Below are 21255 nucleotides of genomic sequence, written 5' to 3' on the forward strand. Positions count from 1 at the left end.
TGACCCTTCTTCCGTCCCATCGAAAGTTCGTTATGACCCGTGTCCTGCTTGCCTTCACGTGGCTTGTGGCAACCGCATGTTCCGTTTTGGCGCAAGACGTTCAATCGGTGCTGCAGGTCCACGCAGAGGAGGTCGCCAAACCGTCGCGCAACTCTGTCGCCGTGGTTCTGGACGATCTTGTCGACCTCGGATCGCCACAAGTGCCGGTGTTCCTGGAGAGGTGGGCCGACAGGTCCGTCTGGCGCGAGGATGCGTCGGGACTGTTCTTCATTGCCAGCGAAGACGACGGTCAATTGCAGCTGACCGACATTGATACCGGGGCGCAGACGACCGCGTCCGAAGACGGGTTTACGCAAATCCGCCCGAATGGCGGGGTGCGGCGCGTCATCGCGACCGCCCTGGTGCAGTTCCAGCTGTCCGATCCCGATCCGGCGCGCCGGGCGGCCGCACTTGAAAGCATTGGCCGCCGGGCGGACGCATCGCAGCTGCCGCTGCTTGTGGCGTCTTTGGAGGGTGAAACGGATCCCGGGATACGTGCCCGCAAAATACAGTTGGTGAACTTTCTGACCGCCCGCTTTGGCGAAGACACCGATGCGCGTGTTGCAGCGATCCAAAGCCTGTCCGGCGACACATCTGTCGAAGCACGGGCCGTTCTGAACCAGATCCTGACAACATCGACAGGTGTCGCACCAGAGACGCCCGAGGGCAACGTTGCCCGCATCCGCGATCCGCAATCCGATCCGGCGGCGTTTTATGCCGAATTGGTCTCTGCCGATCTCGCGCCGGGCCGTATCACGCCGCAGGACGTGCGCGCCGCACTCGAGGCCAATGTATCGGACGGACGTGTCGGGGGGATGCCGGTTGCGCAACTGAACACGGACGCGAACCGGCTCGAAGCGTATGCCACACTTGCCGCCGCGGGTACGGTGCCCGCCTTTGTCAGTGACGCGGATGTGGCGGCGGCGCTTGATGCGTTCACGTTCTTTGAGATCTACGCAGAGCCTGACCAACGGGTCACGGATGCGGCGCGCGACACGCTCGCATCCATCGAGACGCGCGTGGGCTGGGCACAGGTGATTGACCTGAGCCTTGACGGGCTGTCGCTTGCCTCGATCTACTTTCTCGCCGCAATCGGGCTTGCAATCACGTTCGGGCAGATGGGCGTGATCAACATGGCCCACGGCGAATTCATCATGATGGGCGCGTATACAGGCTATGTCGTGCAATTGTTCGTGCCGGATTACACGGTTTCGTTGCTGATCGCTTTGCCGCTGGCCTTTGCCGTCACCTTTGGCGCGGGCGTGACGATGGAACGGCTTGTGATCCGTCATCTCTATCACCGCCCGCTCGAAACCCTGCTTGCGACCTTTGGCATCTCGATTGCGCTGCAACAGATCGCCAAGAACATCTTTGGCACCCAGGCGCGGCCCCTGACATCGCCGGATTGGCTGGGCGGGGCGTTGGTGATCTCTGACGTGATCCAGATCAGCTATATCCGTATCGCGATTTTCGTGCTGGCGCTGATATTCCTGTTGGCGCTGCTCTATATCCTCAAACGCACCCGGCTTGGCCTTGAGGTGCGGGCGGTCACGCAAAATCCGGGCATGGCCGCGTCCATGGGCATCAATCCCGACCGTATCAACATGATGACCTTTGGTCTGGGGTCGGGCATCGCGGGTGTCGCGGGTGTCGGCATCGGCCTCTATGCCCAGGTGACGTCAGAGATGGGTGCGAATTACATCGTTCAGAGCTTTATGACCGTTGTGGTCGGCGGGGTCGGATCGGTGTTTGGCGCGCTGGCCGGGGCCGGGCTGATCGGGTTCCTGCAAAAGGGGATCGAATGGCTCAACCCGTCCAACACGCTGGCGGCCCAAACCTACATGATCCTGTTCATCATCCTTTTCATCCAATTCCGTCCCAAGGGCATCGTCGCCCCCAAGGGCCGCGCCGCGGCGGAGTGATCCATGAGCCAAACAAGCCCCATCCGCAGCAGCTTTGTCAGCCGCAACCCGTCGGTTCTCTACTTTCTGGCCGCATTGGGGCTGTTCACGGCGGTCGTCGCGCTGATGTCCGAAGCCACGGGCACGGGCTTTATCTCCACCTCTTTCGTCAAGACGTTGGGCAAGACGCTGTGCCTGTGCCTTGTGGCGATCGCGATGGACGTTGTCTGGGGCTATTGCGGTATTCTGAGCCTCGGACATTTCGCGTTTTTCGGCATCGGTGGATACGCCATCGGCATGTGGCTGATGTATGCGCGCACGGAACTGATCGTCATGGAAAGCCGTGCGGGACAGGTCATCCCGCCCACGGAGCAGGAGATATCGGACGCCATCGGCAACCAGATCTTCGGTGTCGTCGGATCATCGGAATTTCCCGCGATCTGGATGTTCGCCGACAGCCTCTTTATCCAGCTCGCGCTCGTCGTGCTGGTCCCCGGCCTGCTCGCCCTGGTCTTTGGCTGGCTGGCCTTTCGCAGCCGTGTGACCGGCGTATACCTGTCGATCCTGACGCAAGCGATGACGCTCGCGCTGTCGCTGTACCTGTTCCAGAACGACAGCGGCCTGCGCGGCAACAACGGGCTGTCGGGGTTGCAGAACATCCCGGGCTTTGGTGCTGCGGGGCAGGATGTCGTGTCGCTTGTCTTTTTCCTTGGGTCTGCGCTGGCGCTGGCCCTTGGCTATCTTCTGTTCGCCTGGATCACCGACAGCAAGTTCGGGAACATCATTCAGGCCATCCGCGACGACGAATCCCGTGTGCGGTTCCTGGGCTATCCTGTCGAGGGCTACAAACTGTTCGTGTTCACCATCACGGCCATCGTGGCCGGGATCGCCGGTGCGCTCTATTACCCGCAGGCGGGCATCATCAACCCTGCGGAGATTGCGCCAATCGCATCGATCTACCTCGCGGTTTGGGTGGCCATCGGCGGGCGCGGGCGTCTCTATGGCGCGGTCATTGGTGCGGCGCTTGTGTCGCTGCTCTCCAGTTGGTTCACCGGTGGCGGCGCGCCCAGCATCGACCTCGGGTTTTACACGATACAGTGGGTCGATTGGTGGCTGGTCCTGTTGGGCGTGACCTTTGTGCTGGTCACAATTCTGGCGCCCAAGGGAATCGGTGGCCTCTTTGACAGTCTGGTGCGCAAATCATGAGCTCTCTTTTGGAAATGTCGGGCATCTCGAAATCCTTTGACGGGTTTCAGGCCATCAAGAACCTGAGCCTCCAGATCAGCGAACCGGAACTGCGTGCCGTGATTGGCCCCAACGGCGCTGGCAAGACGACGTTCATGGACATCATCACCGGCAAGACCAAACCGGACGAGGGTCGGATCCTGTTTGGCGACGACAGTCGGTCGCTCATCGGGATGTCCGAAAGTGAGATTGCAATGCTCGGGATCGGGCGCAAGTTTCAAAAGCCGACCGTGTTCGAGGCGCAGACCGTGCGCGAAAACCTCGCTATGGCGCTGCGCAATCCACGCGGCCCCTTTGCCGCGCTGTTCTACCGCAAGACGCAGGCGGGTGCTGCGCGGCTCGAAGGAATCGCGGAGGAAATCAACCTGACCGATCACCTGACCCGCCCCGCGGGTGAATTGAGCCACGGGCAAAAGCAGTGGCTGGAGATCGGGATGCTGCTGGCGCAATCGCCGCGCCTGATGCTGGTGGACGAACCGGCGGCGGGCATGACGGCGCCCGAACGGGAACACACGACCGACATTCTGAAACGCGCCGCCGAAACCCGGGCGGTCATCGTGGTGGAACATGATATGGAGTTCGTCCGGCGCTTGGACTGCAAGGTGACGGTTCTGCATGAGGGGTCGGTTCTGGCCGAAGGGACGTTGGATCATGTGACCCAGAACCAGACGGTCGTTGATGTGTATTTGGGGCGGACAGATGCTGCGGATTGAGAACCTCGACCTGAAATACGGGCAATCGCAGATCCTGCAGGGGATCACCCTGACCGCGCCCGTGGGGCAGGTGACATGTGTCACCGGCACCAATGGCGTGGGCAAGACAAGCCTGCTGAAGGCCATCGCGGGCCGCCATCCGTTTTCCGCGGGAACGGTCACGCTGGACGATGTGTCATTGCCACCCGGACGCGCCGCCGTAGCGGCCAAGGCGGGGGTTGGTTACGTACCCCAAGGGCGCGAGATCTTTCCCCTCATGACGGTTGAAGAGAACTTGCAGACCGGGTTCGCCTGTCTGCCAAAGGCGGACCGCACGATCCCCGATGACATATTCGAGCTGTTCCCGGTTCTGGCCGAGATGAAGGATCGCCGTGGCGGCGATCTGTCCGGGGGGCAACAACAGCAATTGTCGATTGCGCGCGCCCTGATCACCCGGCCCAAGGTCCTGCTGCTGGACGAACCCACCGAAGGCATTCAACCGAATATCATCCAGATGATTGGGCGCACGATCCAGTTGCTGCGCGATCGCCGCGACCTTGCCATCGTTCTGGTCGAGCAGAATTTCGAGTTTGCCTATCTCAACTCTGACCACTTTCACATCATGCGGCGCGGTGAAATCACGACATCCGTGCCCAAGTCGGATGCCAGGAGAGAAACGCTGCTGGACGCGCTCGCGCTTTAGGGTTGCGCGGCGCATCCGGTGGCGACGCATCGCGGCTTCATCCCGCGTGTGCGCAAAACTGCGCCTTGGCCCTTGAGATTCCAGTGACTGGAAGCCTTATGTGGTACCCAGTACCGCGAAAAGGTGAATCATCATGGGGCGAGCCGTCCAACACACACTGAGCATTGCGGGCATGTCATGCGCGTCTTGCGTGGGGCGTGTTGAAAGAGGGCTTGCGTCCCTTGATGGCGTGTCTGACGTCGCAATCAACCTCGCCTCGGAAACGGCGCGTGTCACAGTTGACGCGCCGCAACGCGTGGCTGACGTGGTGCACATGTTGAACGACCTTGGGTATCCGGCGCGCACCGCGCGGGTCACGGTCAATATAGCATCGATGTCCTGTGCGTCCTGTGTCGGGCGCGTGGAAGAGGCGCTGTCCACGGCGCCCGGGGTGGTGTCCGCAAACGTCAATCTGGCAACGGAACAGGCCACGCTCGACTATCTGGAGGGTGTGACAACCCCGGCGGAGATCCGGGCCGTCTGTCGGACGGCGGGATACCCTGCGGAGATTGCGCAGGCGGACGCCGGTCAATCGCGCGCGGATCGCAAGGCGGAAGAGGCGCAGGACCTGCGCCGCCGCGTCGCTCTGGCAGGTGCGCTGACGCTGCCGATTTTCGTGCTGGAGATGGGGGCGCATCTGTTCCCTGCATTCCACATGCTGATCCACCAGACGATCGGCATGCAGATGTCGTGGATCATCCAAGCGGTGCTGGCGACCTTCGTGCTCTTTGGTCCGGGGCGTGGGTTTTATGCCAAGGGGGTGCCTGCGCTCTTCAAGGGTGCACCGGACATGAACAGTCTCGTCGCGGTCGGCACGGGGGCTGCGTGGACCTATTCCATGGTGGCCACGGCTTTGCCGGGTCTTTTGCCGCAAGCCGTGCGCGCGGTTTATTTCGAAGCGGCGGCGGTGATTGTTGTCCTGATCCTGATCGGGCGCTGGCTCGAAGCGCGCGCCAAGGGGCGGACAGGCGCGGCGATCCAGGCGCTGCTGGGGTTGCAGGTGCGCACGGCGCGGGTGCAACAGGGCGATGCGGTGATCGAAACGGATGTCGACCAGCTGCGTGTGGGACAGGTTGTCCTGATCCGTCCCGGCGAACGCATCCCCGTGGATGGGGACGTAACCCATGGCATCAGCAACGTCGACGAAAGCATGATCACCGGAGAGCCGATCCCGGTCGCAAAATCGGTTGGCAGCGCCGTCACCGGTGGGACCATCAACGGCACCGGCAGCCTGACGGTCATGGCCACCCGCGTGGGCGCAGAGACCACACTTGCGCAGATCATTCGCATGGTCGAGGACGCACAGGGCGCGAAACTGCCCATTCAGGGGCTTGTGGACCGTGTCACGCTTTGGTTCGTGCCCGCGGTCATGGCTGTGGCCGCATTGACCGTGGCGGGCTGGCTGTCGTTCGGACCGGATTCCGCACTGACCTTTGCGCTGGTTGCGGGTGTTTCGGTTCTGATCATTGCGTGCCCCTGTGCGATGGGCCTTGCCACGCCGACCTCCATCATGGTCGGCAGCGGGCGCGCCGCCGAAATGGGCGTTCTGTTCCGCAAGGGCGACGCGCTGCAAGCGCTGTCCGAGGTGGAGATTGTGGCGCTGGACAAGACCGGCACGGTGACCGAAGGGCGACCCCGTTTAACGGACGTGGTCGTGGCGGACGGTTTTGATCGGGCCGACGTGCTGGCCAGAATTGCGGCGGTTGAAACCCTGTCGGAACATCCCATTGCAGCGGCCATCGTCGATGGGGCGCGGCGCGAAGGGGTGCAGGTGCCGCAGACCACCGGGTTCACGTCCTCCACCGGATACGGCGTGGCCGCAATGGTGGACGGTCTGCATGTGCTGGTCGGTGCCGACCGGCATATGCTGCGCGAAGGCATCGATATCGCGCCGCTCTCCGCGCAGGAGGCCAGCCTCGCGGCGCGCGGGCACACAGCGCTTTATGCCGCGGTGGAGGGCCGGTTGGCCGCCGTGATCGCTGTGTCCGACCCGGTCAAACCCTCAAGCCGCACCGCCATCGCGGCCCTGCAGGACCAGGGGTTTCAGGTGGCGATGATCACCGGAGACAAACAGGAGACGGCCGATGCAATTGCGCGCGAAACCGGTATCGACCACGTGGTTGCGGGCGTCTTGCCGGACGGCAAGGTGGCCGCTCTGGATGATCTGAGGGCCGGGTCGCGCAAGATCGCCTTTGTCGGTGACGGGATCAACGACGCCCCGGCGTTGGCGCATGCCGATGTCGGCATCGCCATCGGGACGGGTACCGACATTGCCATTGAATCCGCGGATGTCGTGCTGATGTCCGGTGATCTGCGCGGCGTGGTCAATGCCGTTGCCGTTTCCCGCCGGACCATGTCCAACATCCGCCAGAACCTCGGCTGGGCCTTTGGCTATAACGTCGCACTGATCCCGGTTGCGGCGGGGGTCCTTTATCCGGCCTTTGGTCTGCTTCTGTCTCCGGTGCTGGCTGCGGGTGCGATGGCGCTCTCTTCGGTGTCGGTGCTCGGCAATGCGTTGCGCCTGCGCCGGATCGCGCCAGTGCTGCGCCAAGACCCGGGCGCCGCACCCGGTCCCGTCGCACCGACCCCCCAACTGGCAAAGCAGGAGTGAGCTGGTGAACATCGGACAGGTCTCTGCGCGCTCTGGACTGCCGTCCAAGACGATCCGATATTACGAGGATATCGGCCTGATCAAACCGCGCCGCAGCGAAAACGGCTATCGCACCTTCGGTGAGACGGACCTGCACAAACTCACGTTTCTGGGCCGCGCGCGGACCCTGGGGTTTTCCATCGAGGACTGTCGCATCCTGCTCGGCCTTTACGAAGACGAAAGCCGGGAAAGCGCACAGGTCAAGGCCGTTGCCGAAGAGCATCTTGCAGCCATTGACCAAAAGCTCGAACAGCTGCAATCCATGCGCAACACGCTGTCACATCTGGTAAAGGCCTGCCACGGGGATCACCGCCCGGACTGTCCCATCCTCAGCGACCTTGCGGGCAAGGGGTAGGCGGACCGTGCAGCGGGTCATCCTGCACACGCGGCGCACGGGTTCAGGACATGGCGCATTTTTGTGCGATTTGCTGAAACGCTGACGCCCAGACGGAAATTTTACCCGCTTTTTCCGCATATTGCATTGCACGCCCCACCGCACCGCCCCACAGCAAGAGAATGAAGCAGCTGCTGAAGATCGTCGTGGTCGAACAGGACCGGGATCGTGCCATCGCCATTGTCGATGCGCTCAAGGATGCCTGCGCCTGTGATGTGATCGTCATCGGCGATCCAAGCAGCCTGTCGCGCCAGATCGCAGCACACGGGCCGGACATCGTGTTGATCGACATCGACAACCCGACACGCGACATGATGGAAGAACTGACCCTCGCCTCGGGACCGCTGGAGCGGCCGGTCGCGATGTTTGTGTCCGGCAACTCCGACGGGCTGGCGGAATCCGCGATTGAGGCGGGTGTGTCGGCCTATGTCGTGGACGGGCTTGCCCCCGGACGGGTCAAACCGGTGGTCGATACGGCCATCGCCCGGTTTTCGATGGTGCGCCAGATGCGCGAGGAACTGGCCGAGACCCGCCGTGCTCTGGAAGAGCGCAAGGTGATCGACCGCGCTAAGGGTGTGTTGATGAAGGCCAAGGGCATCGACGAAGAAGCGGCCTATGCCCTGTTGCGTCGCACAGCCATGGATCAGGGGCGCCGCGTCGCAGATGTGGCCGAAGCGCTTGTTACGGCCGCGGGACTGTTGCGATGAAATCGGTCGAAATCTCCGTCGCCTACATGCCGCTGGTTGACGCGGCACCGCTCATTATTGCGCAAGAAATGGGATTTGCGCAGTCCGAGGGCATTGCGCTGGACCTGATTGCGGCGCCGTCATGGTCGTCGGTGCGCGACATGCTGGCCTTTGGACGTGTGGACGCCGCGCATATGTTGTCGCCCGTGCCGTTGGCCATGGCCATGGGGCTGGGCGGTATTTCGACCCGCCTGTCATCGGTGTCGGTCCTGTCGGTCAATGGCAACGTGATTGGTGTCAGCAACGCGCTGGAACGGAAACTGCGGAATGCCGGGTTCGCCTTTGACTTTTCCGACCCGGTCGCGGCGGCCGCCGCATTGGCGCAGGTCAGTGATGGCCCGTTGACCTTTGGTGTGCCATTCCCGTTTTCAATGCATGTCGAACACCTGCGCTATTGGGCGGAAGGTACAGCCCTCGGGGCGGCTGGCATAAACATCCGCACCGTGCCGCCGCCATTGATGTCCAAGGCGCTGGCCGCGGGCGAGGTCGATGCGTTTTGCGTGGGCGAGCCGTGGGGCTCTGTGTCGGTCGAGGCGGGGGCGGGGGCGCTCCTGCTGCCATGCAATGCGATCTGGGCCTTTTCGCCGGAAAAGGTGCTGGCCGTCCGCACCGATTGGGCCGAAACCGAACCCGATCTGCTGGGGCGGCTGATGCGCGCGGTGTGGAAGGCGGGGCGCTGGCTGAACAATCCGGCGGTTCGCGCAACTGCAAGTGATCTGTTGTCGCGCAAAGCCTATCTGGATGTGTCGGCCGAACTGATCGACCGCGCGCTGTCCGGCCACATGACCATCTCCCAAAGGGGGGAGCAGCGGCACGTGGACCGGTTCCTCGAATTTCACGATGGCGCGGCGACGTTTCCGTGGCGCAGCCAGGGTCAGTGGATCGCCAACCGCCTGCACAAGGCACATGGCGGTGCTGTCCTGACGGAGGCACAGATGAATGCGGTTGTGCGACCCGACCTGCACCGCCAGCACCTGTCCGGCAAAGGCTGCGATTTGCCCGGCGCGTCGGCCAAGGTCGAGGGGGCGATTCTGTCCCCCACCGCCGTTGCGTCGGCGGATGGGGCGATCACATTGCTGCCGGATCGGTTCTTTGATGGTCAGGTTTTCGACCCGCACGCGGAAAAATCGCCTAAAAATTGAGCGTTTGCCAGATTGGCGTTGAATTGACGCCATCTGCTGCTGGCGCCGCATTCTGCACCGCGGCATGTTCTTCATGTGACCAGCAACGGTGCCAGTCACACCAACATTCATCCCACCGACAGGGATATATCCGAGCAAGGTCGCTCACTCACCATCGGTCCTCCCCCGGTGGTAAGTGATCGGCCTTTTTTCGTTTCAGCTCAGTGCCCGGACCGGGCCGGGCCCACCAACGAGGTGAATTATGAAGAAAATACTCCTGACCCTCGCCGCAACGACGGCACTTGCATCGCCCGCATTCGCGGAACTGCTCGACCTTGAAAAAGACGAACTGACCCTGGGCTTTATCAAATTGACGGATATGGCACCGCTCGCGGTGGCCTATGAGCAGGGATACTTCATTGACGAAGGTCTGTTTGTCACCCTCGAGGCGCAGGCAAACTGGAAGGTCCTTCTGGACGGTGTGATCGACGGCCAACTGGACGGCGCGCACATGCTCGCCGGTCAACCGCTCGCCGCGACCATCGGTTACGGGACCGAGGCCCACATCGTGACCCCGTTTTCCATGGATCTGAACGGCAACGGGATCACGGTGTCGAACGAGGTGTGGGACCTGATGCGTCCGAACATCCCGTCGATGGATGATGGCCGCCCGCAACACCCCATCTCTGCCGAGGCGCTGGTGCCGGTGATCGAGACGTTCAACGCCAAGGGTGAGCCGTTCAACATGGGACAGGTGTTCCCGGTGTCGACGCACAATTACGAACTGCGGTATTGGCTGGCCGCCGGCGGGATCGAGCCCGGATATTACAGCCCCGAAAACATCTCGGGCCAAATTGGTGCGGATGTGTTCCTCTCTGTCACACCACCGCCGCAGATGCCTGCCACGCTGGAGGCGGGGACGATCCACGGATACGCGGTGGGTGAGCCGTGGAACCAGCAAGCGGTGTTCAAGGGCATCGGCGTGCCCGTCATCACCGACTATCAGCTGTGGCGCAACAACCCGGAAAAGGTGTTTGGCCTGACCGCTGACTTTGTCGAAGAAAACCCCAACACGACCAAGGCGTTGACCCGTGCGTTGATCCGGGCGGCGATGTGGCTGGACGAAAACGACAACGCCAACCGCGAAGCGGCTGTCGAAATCCTCAGCCGCCCGGAATACGTGGGCGCGGATTACGATGTCATCGCAAACTCCATGACCGGGACCTTTGAATTCGAAAAGGGTGACGTACGCGACATCCCCGATTTCAACGTGTTCTTCCGGTACAATGCGACCTACCCGTTCTATTCGGATGCCATCTGGTACCTGACGCAAATGCGCCGTTGGGGACAGATTGCCGAACCGCAAAGCGATGCGTGGTTCAAGGAGGTCGCCGAAAAGGTCTATCGCCCGGACATCTACCTCGAGGCTGCCCGGTCGCTGGTCGATCAGGATCTGGCGAATGAAGCGGACTTCCCCTGGGACAGCGACGGCTACAAGGCGCCGACACCGGCCGCCGATATCATCGACGGCATCCCCTATGACGGTCGCCAGCCCAACGCCTACCTCGAAAGCCTGCCGATTGGCTTGAAAGGCGATCAGATCGTCGTTGGCGAAAACATCCAGGGTTAAGCACCCGATGCGCGGGCGGCCCGGCTGCCCGCGCACCCCCTTTTCAGGAGACCGGTTCATGAGCACTGCAGACCCGAATTTCGAAATGGATGCCGCCCGCGAGGCGCGCCGCGAACGGCGTTTTACGCGCATCAACGCCGCCGACAAGTGGTTTCAGGTGTTGGGGCTGGCATGGCTCACCCCCGTTCTGCGCGCTGTCGCAGGGGACAATCCCAAGGCGCAGGCCTCTGAAATCTGGCGTCTCCTCGGGGTGCCCTTGCTGGCCATCGCGGGTTTTTTGATGCTGTGGGCGACACTGGCGCCGACGGTGCAGACCTCGCTGGGCGCGATCCCCGGTCCTGCGGCCGTTTGGGACGAGGCGGTCAACCTGCATCAGGATGCGCAGGCCAAGTCCGAAAGCAAAGCCCGCTTTAACGAACAGGTTGCCAAGCTGAACGAGCGGCGCGCAGAGCAGGGCCAGGAGCCCATCCAGCGCGCCTATACCGGCGCCCCGAGCTACTATCAGCAGATCTGGACATCGATCAAAACCGTGTTCTTCGGGTTCCTGATCGCCAGCGCTGTCGCGATCCCGCTGGGCATCATGGCGGGGCTGTCACCGACGGCCAATGCGGCCCTGAACCCGATCATCCAGATCTTCAAGCCGGTGTCCCCGCTGGCGTGGTTGCCCATTGTAACGATGGTCGTGTCGGCGGTTTATGTCACCCAAGATGGCTGGTTCGCCAAATCCTTCCTGACGTCTGCCATCACCGTGACCCTGTGTTCGCTCTGGCCCACGCTGATCAACACCTCGCTTGGGGTCGCCAGCATCGACAAGGACCTGGTGAACGTGTCCAAGGTGTTGAAAATGAACACCTACACCAAGATCACGAAGCTGGTTCTGCCCTCGGCGCTGCCGCTGATCTTTACCGGCCTCCGGCTCAGCCTCGGTGTGGGCTGGATGGTGCTGATCGCTGCCGAAATGCTCGCGCAGAACCCGGGTCTCGGCAAATTCGTCTGGGATGAATTCCAGAACGGATCGTCCTCTTCGCTGGCCAAGATCATGGTGGCGGTTCTGACCATCGGGATCATCGGCTTTATGCTGGACCGCGTGATGTACGCCCTCCAGTCGCTGTTTACCTTCACGAACAACCGGTGACGGACATGGGATTTCTGACACTCGACAACGTCGGCAAGAGCTTTGGCACCGGCACGGATCGCACCGATGTGCTGAACAACATCAACCTCGATGTGCAGGAGGGCGAGTTTCTGGTGCTCCTGGGCTTTTCCGGCACGGGCAAGACCACGCTGATCAATCTGATGGCGGGTCTGGAACACCCGACCACCGGAACGGTCAGCTACAAGGGCGCGCCGATCAAGGAGCCAAGCCCGGAGCGCGGCGTGATCTTCCAGAGCTATTCGCTGATGCCGTGGCTGACGGTGAACGGGAATGTGCGGCTGGCGGTCGACACCGTTTTCCCGAACCTGTCCACCGCCGAGAAAGACGCCAAGGTCTCGCATTTCGTCAACATGGTGGGTCTTGGCCACGCGGCGACGCGGCGCCCGGCGGAGCTGTCCGGCGGTATGCGCCAGCGGGTGAACGTCGCCCGCGCGCTTGCCATGAACCCGGAGATGCTGCTTCTGGACGAGCCGCTGTCCGCGCTGGATGCGCTGACGCGCGCAAACCTCGCCGATGAGATCGAACGGATCTGGCAGGCGGATCAAAAGACATGCGTTCTGATCACCAATGACGTGGATGAGGCGATCATTCTGGCGGACCGCATCATTGCGCTGAACCCCGACGGAACGCTCGGGGATGAGTTCACCGTCACCATCCCGCGCCCGCGCGACCGGATGGAAATGAACAACGACGACACCTTCAAGACGTTGCGCGCTCAGGTGACGAAATACCTGATGGACGCAGGCATCGAGGCCAAGGTGGAAGACACCCGCCACCTGCCGGATGTCACCCCGATCCACGGTGCCCCGACGGCCGTTGTGGACGCGCAGAAAGGGTTGATCACCGACCGTTTCCTGGATTTTTCGATGCTGCACAAAGTCTATCCGACGCCCAAGGGGCCGCTCACGGTTGTTGAGGATTTCGATCTGAAGGTTGACCGGGGGGAGTTCATCTCGCTCATCGGGCATTCGGGGTGCGGGAAATCCACGGTGCTGACGATGGCCGCCGGGTTGAACGAGATTTCCAAGGGCGCGATCAAACTGGATGGCCGGCACGTGGCGGGCGCGGATCCCGAGCGCGCCGTCGTGTTCCAGTCCCCGAACCTGTTCCCCTGGCTCTCAGCGCGCGAAAACTGTGCCATCGGTGTCGACAAGGTCTATCCCCGCGCCAGCCGGGCCGAGCGTCAGGACGTGGTGGAATACTACCTCGAACGTGTTGGGCTGGCGGATGCGATGGACAAACCCGCAAGTGCAATGTCCAACGGCATGCAACAGCGTGTGGGCATCGCCCGGGCCTTTGCCCTGTCGCCGAAACTCCTGCTTCTGGACGAACCGTTCGGCATGCTCGACAGCCTCACCCGCTGGGAATTGCAGGAAGTGCTGATGGAGGTATGGTCCCGCACGAAGGTGACGGCGATTTGCGTGACCCATGACGTGGACGAAGCGATCCTGCTTGCGGACCGTGTCGTGATGATGACCAACGGCCCGCAGGCCACCATCGGCAAGATTGTCGACGTGGACCTGCCGCGTCCGCGCACGCGCAAGGCGCTGCTGGAGCATCCCGATTACTATACCTACCGGCAGGACGTCCTCGATTTCCTCGAGGAGTATGAGCACGGTGCCAAGCCGAAAACCGCCTCCAAAGCCGCATCCGGCACGCAGGAGGCTGCGTAATGCTGGACGCCAATGACGCCGGCGTGCGCACCTTTGTCGAGGTGGCGGAGGTCTGGGTGCCCAAGGACGGCGTGCTGGTCTGGGACAGCGGTGACTACGGTGACCTCGCCGGGTTCAAGGCGGTGTCGGGGGCAGAACGCTTTGCCAAGGGCGAAGGTCTGCCGGGCAAGGCCTGGGCCGAAGGCCGACCGATCGTTCTCAAGGGGTTTGAGGGGTCGTATTTCAAACGGACAAAGGCCGCGCAGGAAGCGGGCCTGACCGCGGCGGTGGCGATCCCGGTGTTCAACGGGGACACATTGCTGGCGGTTCTCGTCACGCTGTGTTCGGACGACGCGACCCGTATGGGGGCGATCGAGGTTTGGCGCGAGACCCAAGGCATCCTGCAGCTTGAAGATGGCTATTTCGGTGCGGCACAGGACTTTGAATGGGTCAGCCGGCAGGCGGAATTTCTCAAGGGGCAGGGCATGCCCGGCGGTGTCTGGGCGGCGGGTGCCCCGATGTTGATGCGCAACCTGGGCGCGGGCCACGGGTTTGTGCGCGCCAGCAGCGCGGAACAGGCGGGGATTTCCACCGGTCTGGGTCTGCCGATCCCGGTGCCGGGGGACGCGGCCTATGTCCTGGCGCTTTTGTCGGCGCAGGGCACGCCATTGGCGCGCCGGTTCGAAATCTGGGACGCGCGGAAATCCAAGGTGGGTCACCGGGGCGGCGCCATCCTGATTGACGGGGTGTGCAGCACCGACGGCCCCTTGGGCATGGAAGACGAACCGATCCGCGTTGCCCCCTATCGCACCGCCATTGGCCAGACCGTGGCCACCGGCATTCCCAAAGCCGCACGGCAGGAGGTCGGCCTGCCGGGCGGACACACATCTGTCGTCACCTTTCCCATCCACAGCGGTGGCGCGTTAAGCCACATCGTTGCCTGGTACAGCTAGAGGATTGTTCCCAATGGAAAAAATCGTCGTTATTGGTGCAGGCATGGCGTCCGGGCGGGTGCTTGAGCACCTGCTTGATGACCATCCTGACCGGTTTGAGGTTACGCTGTTCAATGCGGAGCCGCGCGGAAACTACAATCGCATCATGCTGAGCCCGGTGTTGTCCGGCGAACGCACGTATGAGGAAATCGTCACCCATGATGATGCCTGGTACGCCGACCGCAACGTCACCTGCCGATTTGGCGAAAAGGTCGTCGAAATCGACCGGGACGCAAAGGTCGTGCATGGCGAAAACGGACCCGTGCCCTATGACAAGCTGATCCTCGGCACAGGATCGAACCCGTTTATCATCCCTATGCCGGGCCACGATCTGGACGGCGTCATTGCCTACCGTGATCTCGAAGACACCAACCGGATGATCGACACGGCGGCCCAACCGGGCGCGCGGGCGGTGGTCATCGGCGGCGGCCTGCTGGGGCTGGAGGCGGCGGCCGGTCTGCGCTTGCGCGGCATGGAGGTGACGGTCGTGCACCTCATGGGGCACCTGATGGAGCGGCAGTTGGACGAGGCGGCGGGTTACCTGCTGCGCAAATCGCTTGAGGACAAGGGCATCACCATCTGCCTGAACGCCAATTCCAAGGAAATCGTGGGCAAGGACGGCAAGGTGTCGGCCCTCATGCTTGAGGATGGCACCGAACTGCCGTGCGATCTGCTGGTCATGGCCGTGGGGATCCGCCCCAACACCGCCCTCGGTCAGGCTGCGGGCCTCGCGGTTGGGCGCGGCATCCATGTGGATGATCAGATGTGCACATCTGACGCGGATATCTATGCCGTTGGCGAATGCGTCGAACATGATGGCGCGGTGTTTGGCCTCGTGGCGCCGCTTTATGATCAGGCCAAGGTGCTGGCCCAGACACTGACCGGGGAAAGCGCGCAGTTCGTGCAAAAATCCATTTCGACCAAGTTGAAGGTCACGGGCTGCGACTTGTTCAGTGCGGGTGACTTTGCCGACAGCGATGCGCGCGAGGATATCGTGTTCCGCGATCCGTCGCGCGGCGTCTACAAACGGCTCGTGATCGAAGGGGACAAGCTGGTTGGCGCGGTCATGTACGGTGATACCGCCGACGGCAACTGGTTCTTTCAGCTGATCAAGGATGAAACCCCCATCGAAGAGATGCGCGAGACGCTGATTTTCGGCCCGGCCTATCAAGGGGGGGACACCGCGGACCCTTTGTCAGCCGTTGCAGCATTGCCGCCTGAGGCGGAGATTTGCGGCTGCAACGGCATTTGCAAAAGCACCATCACCGACGCCATCGCAAACGGCGCATCCGATATTGCCGCAATCCGGGCAACCACCAAGGCCAGCGCCTCCTGCGGGACGTGCACGGGACTGGTCGAACAGGTCTTGCAGGTCACGCTGGGCGACGCGTTTGTGCTGCCCACGGCGCAACCGGTTTGCGGATGCTGTGATCTGAGCCATGAGGACGTGCGCCGCCTGATCAAGTCGCAAGAGCTGAAGTCGCAAGAGGCCGTTTGGCAGGAACTGGGCTGGAAGACGCGCAACGGCTGCCACGTCTGCCGTCCTGCGATCAACTATTACCTGCTGGCGGACTGGCCGCTGGAATATCAGGACGACCCGCAAAGCCGGTTCGTGAACGAACGCAAGCACGCCAACATCCAGAAGGATGGCACGTTCAGCGTTGTGCCGCGCATGTGGGGCGGGATCACCAACCCGACCGAATTGCGGGCCATCGCGGATGCGGCCGACAAATACAACGTGCCCACCGTCAAGGTGACGGGCGGCCAGCGGATCGACCTGCTGGGTGTGCGCGGTGAGGATTTGCCAGCGATGTGGGCGGATCTGAACAAGGCGGGGCTTGTGTCGGGTCACGCGTATTCCAAAGGGTTGCGCACCGTCAAAACCTGCGTCGGGACAGAGCATTGCCGCTTTGGCACCCAAGACAGCACCGGCCTCGGGATCAAGCTGGAACAGGCGCTGTGGGGGTCGTGGACACCGCACAAGGTCAAGCTGGGCGTATCAGGCTGCCCGCGCAACTGTGCCGAAGCGACGTGCAAGGACGTCGGTATCATCTGCGTGGATTCGGGATATCAGGTGAGCGTCGCCGGCGCAGCCGGCATGGACGTCAAGGAGACCGAGCGCCTGTGCGACGTGGCCACCGAAGCCGAGGCCATGGACGTCACAATCGCATTTGTTCAGCTCTACCGCGAGAATGCGAAGTATCTCGACCGGGCCTACAAATGGGTGGCCAAGGTCGGCTTGGACTGGGTCAAGGAACGGATCGCCGATCTGGACGAACGCGCGCGCCTGATTGAGGCGTTCGAGTTGAGCCAGTCGATTTATCGCACCGATCCATGGGCCGAACACGTCAGCAAACAGGCACAACGCTATCATCCCCTCGCGGATCTTACGATGGAGGCTGCGGAATGAGCTGGATCGACATCGGTCACATCGACGACATTCCCATGCGCGGCGCGCGGACCATCAAAACCGCCGAAGGCTGTGTGGCGTTGTTCCGCACCGCGGAAGCGGAGGTCTTTGCGACCTCGAACATTTGCCCGCACAAGGGCGGTCCGTTGTCCGAAGGGATTGTCCACGGGCAATCCGTGACCTGCCCGCTGCACAACTGGGTCTTTGACCTGAATACGGGGCAGGCAAAGGGCGAGGAGGGCGCAATCGCAACCTATCCCGTTCGCGTAGAGGACGGTCGCATCCTGATCGACGCCACGAAACTCGGCACGCGGAGTGCTGCGTGATGGACGGCGCAGGCGCCGCAGAAACACGGTCCACCTGTCCCTATTGCGGGGTCGGGTGCGGGGTTTTGTTGCGCCCGGACGGGCAGGGCGGTGTGGAGGTGCGGGGCGACCCGGATCACCCCGCCAACCGGGGACGGTTGTGTTCCAAAGGGTCGGCCCTGGGCCAGACGGTCGGGCTGGATCAACGTCTTTTGACCCCACAGGTGGGCGGTGCGGAAACGGACTGGGACAGCGCGCTTGATCTTGTCGCGGACAGGTTCCGGACAACCATTGCGCAGCACGGGCCCGACAGTGTGGCGTTTTATGTCTCGGGACAGTTGCTGACCGAGGATTACTATGTCGCCAACAAGTTGATGAAAGGGTTCATCGGCTCTGCCAACATCGACACGAATTCGCGCCTGTGCATGGCGTCGTCCGTTGCGGGGCACAAACGCGCCTTTGGCACGGACACTGTGCCGGGGACGTATGATGATCTGGACGAGGCTGATCTGATTGTGCTTGTGGGCTCCAACCTCGCCTGGTGCCACCCGGTCCTGCACCAGCGCGTGCTGGCGGCGCGCGCGGCACGTGGCACGCGGATTGTCGTGATCGACCCGCGCCGCACGGCAAGCTGCGAGGACGCGGACATGCACCTGCCGCTCGCGCCGGGCAGTGATGTTGCGCTTTTCAACGGGCTGCTGGCGCGCATTGCATCGCGTGGCCAGATCGACACCGATTATGCGCGCCACCTTGTGCAACTGGACAACGCAGTCACAGCGGCGCAGGCGGATGACCCGGACGCAACGGGCCTGTCCCAGGACGCGCTCGACCGGTTCTATGACCTTTGGATCGACACGCCCAAAGTTGTCACGATCTATAGCCAGGGCGTGAACCAATCCACGTCGGGCGCGGACAAGGTCAATGCCATCCTGAACTGCCATCTCGCCACGGGGCGGATCGGCACAGCGGGTTGCGGGCCGTTTTCCGTAACAGGCCAGCCCAACGCCATGGGCGGGCGCGAGGTGGGCGGGTTGGCCAACATGCTGGCCTGCCATCTCGATCTCGAAAACGCGGACCATCGGTCGGTGGTCGGGCGCTTTTGGGGTGTGACGGATCTGCCGGACGCGCCGGGCCTGAAGGCCGTGGATATGTTCCGTGCGGTCGGCGATGGGCGCATCAAGGCGATCTGGGTCATCCATACGAACCCGGCCGTGTCGATGCCCGACGCAAGCGCGGTGCGCGCGGCCCTTGCGGCCTGTCCCTTCACCGTGGTCAGCGATATTACCGCCCAGACCGACACGGCCAGGCTGGCGGACGTGGTTTTGCCCGCAACCGCGTGGGCCGAGAAAAGCGGGACGGTCACCAATTCCGACCGCACGATCAGCCGTCAGCGCCCCGTGTTGCCCGCGCCGGGACAGGCGCGCGCCGATTGGGACATTCTTGCAGATGTTGCCCGGCGCATGGGGTTCGGATCCGCCTTTGCGTTCCAAAGCGAAGCCGAGATTTTCCGGGAATACGCGGCCCTGTCGGGCATCGCGGCGCAGTTCGGGCGCGATTTTGACATCTCCGGGGTCGCCGACATTAGCGATGACGCCTACGACCAATTTACGCCGACACGCTGGCCCATCTCGGCGCAGCGCAGGGGTGGACGTTTCTTTGCGGACGGCGCGTTCTTTCACGCGGATGGAAAGGCCCGGATGCTGCCGGTGCGGGCCAAGCCCCCGGCTGAACTGCCTACCCCCGCCCATCCGTTCCAGCTGAACACTGGACGGCTCAGGGACCAGTGGCACACGATGACACGCACGGCGCTGTCGCCGCGGTTGTCTGCACACCTGCCCGAGCCATTTGTTGATATCCACCCCGAGGATGCGGCGCGGCTGTCGGTCAACACCTCTGACCTAGTGCGGCTTCGCAGTCCGCATGGAAGCGCCATCCTGCGCGCACGCATCAGTCGCGACGTGCACCCCGGACAGCTTTTCGCCTCGATCCACTGGACGGGCGAGACGGCACCATCTGCGCGCATTGACGACCTTGTGGCCCCGCACACCGACCCGGTGTCCGGCCAACCCGAAAGCAAGGCCAGCATTGTCTCTGCGGGCCGGTTCGATGCGGCATGGTACGGCTTTGCCGTCTCGCGTGGCCCGATGCGATTGGATGCGACGTATTGGGCTTTGGCGCGCACGGATGCGGGGTTCCGCGCGGAATTGGCGGGCGCCGCACCCGTGACCGATTGGGAAGCCGAGGCGCGCCGGATCTTTGACGCGTCGGATGCGGTGGCGATGACCGTGATCGACGCGCGGCGCGGCGGCGCAAGGGTCGTTTTGCGGGACGGCGATACGATCATCGGCGCACTCTTTGTGGCTGCAACACCCGTTGCCGTGATGCGCGACCACCTTGCGACGCTGCCCGGAACTGACGCTGCCGATGCGCTGACCGGGCAATTGCCCGCCTCTGTCCCGAACCCCGGACCCATCCTGTGTTCCTGCTTTGGTATCGGTATCAACACCATCGCACGCGCCATCGAAACCGATGGTTTGATGACGGTTGCCCAGATCGGCGACGCGCTGAGCGCGGGTACGAATTGCGGCTCCTGCCGTCCGGAGATTGCCCAGCTGCTGGCCCGCCTGAACGTGCGGGAGGCGGCGGAATGAGCCTTGAGACATATGTGCGTATTCTGGGGCGCGGGCCCGGACGGTCGCGCGCACTGACCCAGGCCGAAGCCTTTGACGCGATGTCCATCATGCTGGGTGGGCAGGCCGACCCGCATGCCATCGGCGCGCTGCTGATGCTCCTGCGCATGAAGGGCGAGACGGCCAGCGAAATTGCAGGCTTTGCCCAGGCGGCACAGGCGATGAGCCCGACGCTTCCGCAGGTCGATCTTGATTGGCCCAGCTATGCCGCAGGCCGCACGCGGGGCGCGCCTTGGTTTCTGCACTCCGCGCGCGACGTGGCGGATGCGGGGCACCGGGTTCTGCTGCACGGGTGCAACGGGCCCGATACAAAGGTGCGCGCCGGGTTGGCGCGGATGGGCATCGGCGTAGCGGAAACGGCGGATCAGGCGGCGCAGATGCTGGACCGGGACCGAATTGCGTATCTCCCGCTTGAGAGGTTTCATCCCGCGCTGTTTGCGCTGCTGTCATTGCGCGCGGTTCTGGGCCTGCGGTCCTGCGTGAACACGGTGTGCCGGATGCTCAACCCCGGCGGTGCCGCGGCGAGTGTTCAGGGGGTCTTTCACCCGTCCTATCGTTTGCTGCAGGCCGATGCCGCAGCGCTGATGGGCTGGACGGGCCTGAGCGTGATCAAAGGCGGCGGGGGGGAGTTCGAGCGTCATCCGGCCAAAGCCATCGCTGCATTCGGATTGCGGGGCGGGCGCCCCTGGGAAAGCACGTGCCCTCCCTTGGTGCATGAGACGCGGCGGCTCTCGGACGCGCCATCTGCCACGCTGGGGCAGGCCTGGCACACACAGGCGCCCGATGATTTCGAACGCGCCATCATCGCGGGGACCACGGCCCTCGCGCTCGACACGCTCGGATATGCACAGCACAGCGCGCATCCATCCACCTCAGCCGCCTGAAAGGGA

Annotated in this window: 16 protein-coding genes; all 16 read left to right on the forward strand. The window is 63.0% G+C overall.

Annotated elements, in window-relative coordinates; all coding sequences use genetic code 11:
* Positions 1-32 precede the first annotated feature (32 nt).
* Positions 33-1961 (forward strand): urea ABC transporter permease subunit UrtB, encoded by a 1929-nt coding sequence (gene urtB / locus ACERHN_RS13465; RefSeq protein ID WP_415919531.1) that lies wholly within the window; start codon positions 33-35, stop codon positions 1959-1961.
* Positions 1962-1982: 21 nt separating this feature from the next.
* Positions 1983-3146, forward strand: a complete 1164-nt coding sequence (urtC, locus tag ACERHN_RS13470; protein WP_415922743.1) for an urea ABC transporter permease subunit UrtC — start codon at positions 1983-1985, stop codon at positions 3144-3146.
* On the forward strand, positions 3143-3898 hold the full coding sequence (gene urtD, locus ACERHN_RS13475; protein ID WP_415919532.1) for an urea ABC transporter ATP-binding protein UrtD: 756 nt from the start codon (positions 3143-3145) through the stop codon (positions 3896-3898). The genes urtC and urtD overlap by 4 nt, the downstream gene beginning before the upstream one ends.
* Positions 3885-4580, forward strand: a complete 696-nt coding sequence (gene urtE / locus ACERHN_RS13480) for an urea ABC transporter ATP-binding subunit UrtE (RefSeq protein WP_415919533.1) — start codon at positions 3885-3887, stop codon at positions 4578-4580. Before urtD ends, urtE begins: the two co-directional genes overlap by 14 nt.
* Before the next feature lie 133 nt (positions 4581-4713).
* The gene (locus ACERHN_RS13485) at positions 4714-7230 is read left to right on the forward strand and encodes a heavy metal translocating P-type ATPase (protein ID WP_415919534.1); all 2517 of its coding nucleotides are present in this window, start codon (positions 4714-4716) and stop codon (positions 7228-7230) included.
* A 4-nt stretch (positions 7231-7234) separates the two neighbouring features.
* Positions 7235-7624, forward strand: a complete 390-nt coding sequence (gene cueR / locus ACERHN_RS13490) for a Cu(I)-responsive transcriptional regulator (protein WP_415919535.1) — start codon at positions 7235-7237, stop codon at positions 7622-7624.
* Between the two features lie 161 nt (positions 7625-7785).
* Complete coding sequence (locus ACERHN_RS13495; RefSeq protein ID WP_415919536.1) at positions 7786-8370, forward strand: ANTAR domain-containing response regulator; 585 nt, start codon at positions 7786-7788, stop codon at positions 8368-8370.
* Entirely contained in the window at positions 8367-9551 is a 1185-nt protein-coding gene (locus tag ACERHN_RS13500) for an ABC transporter substrate-binding protein (protein WP_415919537.1), read from the forward strand. Before ACERHN_RS13495 ends, ACERHN_RS13500 begins: the two co-directional genes overlap by 4 nt.
* 241 nt (positions 9552-9792) lie before the next feature.
* A complete protein-coding gene (locus ACERHN_RS13505) occupies positions 9793-11160 on the forward strand; it encodes a CmpA/NrtA family ABC transporter substrate-binding protein (RefSeq protein ID WP_415919538.1) in 1368 nt (455 codons plus the stop codon).
* Between the two features lie 58 nt (positions 11161-11218).
* A complete protein-coding gene (locus tag ACERHN_RS13510; RefSeq protein WP_415919539.1) occupies positions 11219-12295 on the forward strand; it encodes an ABC transporter permease in 1077 nt (358 codons plus the stop codon).
* Positions 12296-12300: 5 nt separating this feature from the next.
* Positions 12301-13989: an ABC transporter ATP-binding protein gene (locus ACERHN_RS13515; protein WP_415919540.1), complete on the forward strand. Its 1689-nt coding sequence runs from the start codon at positions 12301-12303 to the stop codon at positions 13987-13989.
* On the forward strand, positions 13989-14921 hold the full coding sequence (locus ACERHN_RS13520; RefSeq protein ID WP_415919541.1) for a GAF domain-containing protein: 933 nt from the start codon (positions 13989-13991) through the stop codon (positions 14919-14921). The genes ACERHN_RS13515 and ACERHN_RS13520 overlap by 1 nt, the downstream gene beginning before the upstream one ends.
* 13 nt (positions 14922-14934) lie before the next feature.
* Positions 14935-17370 (forward strand): nitrite reductase large subunit NirB, encoded by a 2436-nt coding sequence (nirB, locus tag ACERHN_RS13525; protein ID WP_415919542.1) that lies wholly within the window; start codon positions 14935-14937, stop codon positions 17368-17370.
* Complete coding sequence (gene nirD / locus ACERHN_RS13530) at positions 17367-17696, forward strand: nitrite reductase small subunit NirD (protein ID WP_415919543.1); 330 nt, start codon at positions 17367-17369, stop codon at positions 17694-17696. The genes nirB and nirD overlap by 4 nt, the downstream gene beginning before the upstream one ends.
* Entirely contained in the window at positions 17696-20326 is a 2631-nt protein-coding gene (locus tag ACERHN_RS13535) for a molybdopterin-dependent oxidoreductase (RefSeq protein ID WP_415919544.1), read from the forward strand. Before nirD ends, ACERHN_RS13535 begins: the two co-directional genes overlap by 1 nt.
* Entirely contained in the window at positions 20323-21249 is a 927-nt protein-coding gene (locus ACERHN_RS13540; protein ID WP_415919545.1) for a glycosyl transferase family protein, read from the forward strand. The genes ACERHN_RS13535 and ACERHN_RS13540 overlap by 4 nt, the downstream gene beginning before the upstream one ends.
* Positions 21250-21255: the final 6 nt, after the last annotated feature.

The sequence above is a fragment of the Tateyamaria rhodophyticola genome (assembly GCF_047777875.1).
Lineage (GTDB): Bacteria > Pseudomonadota > Alphaproteobacteria > Rhodobacterales > Rhodobacteraceae > Tateyamaria.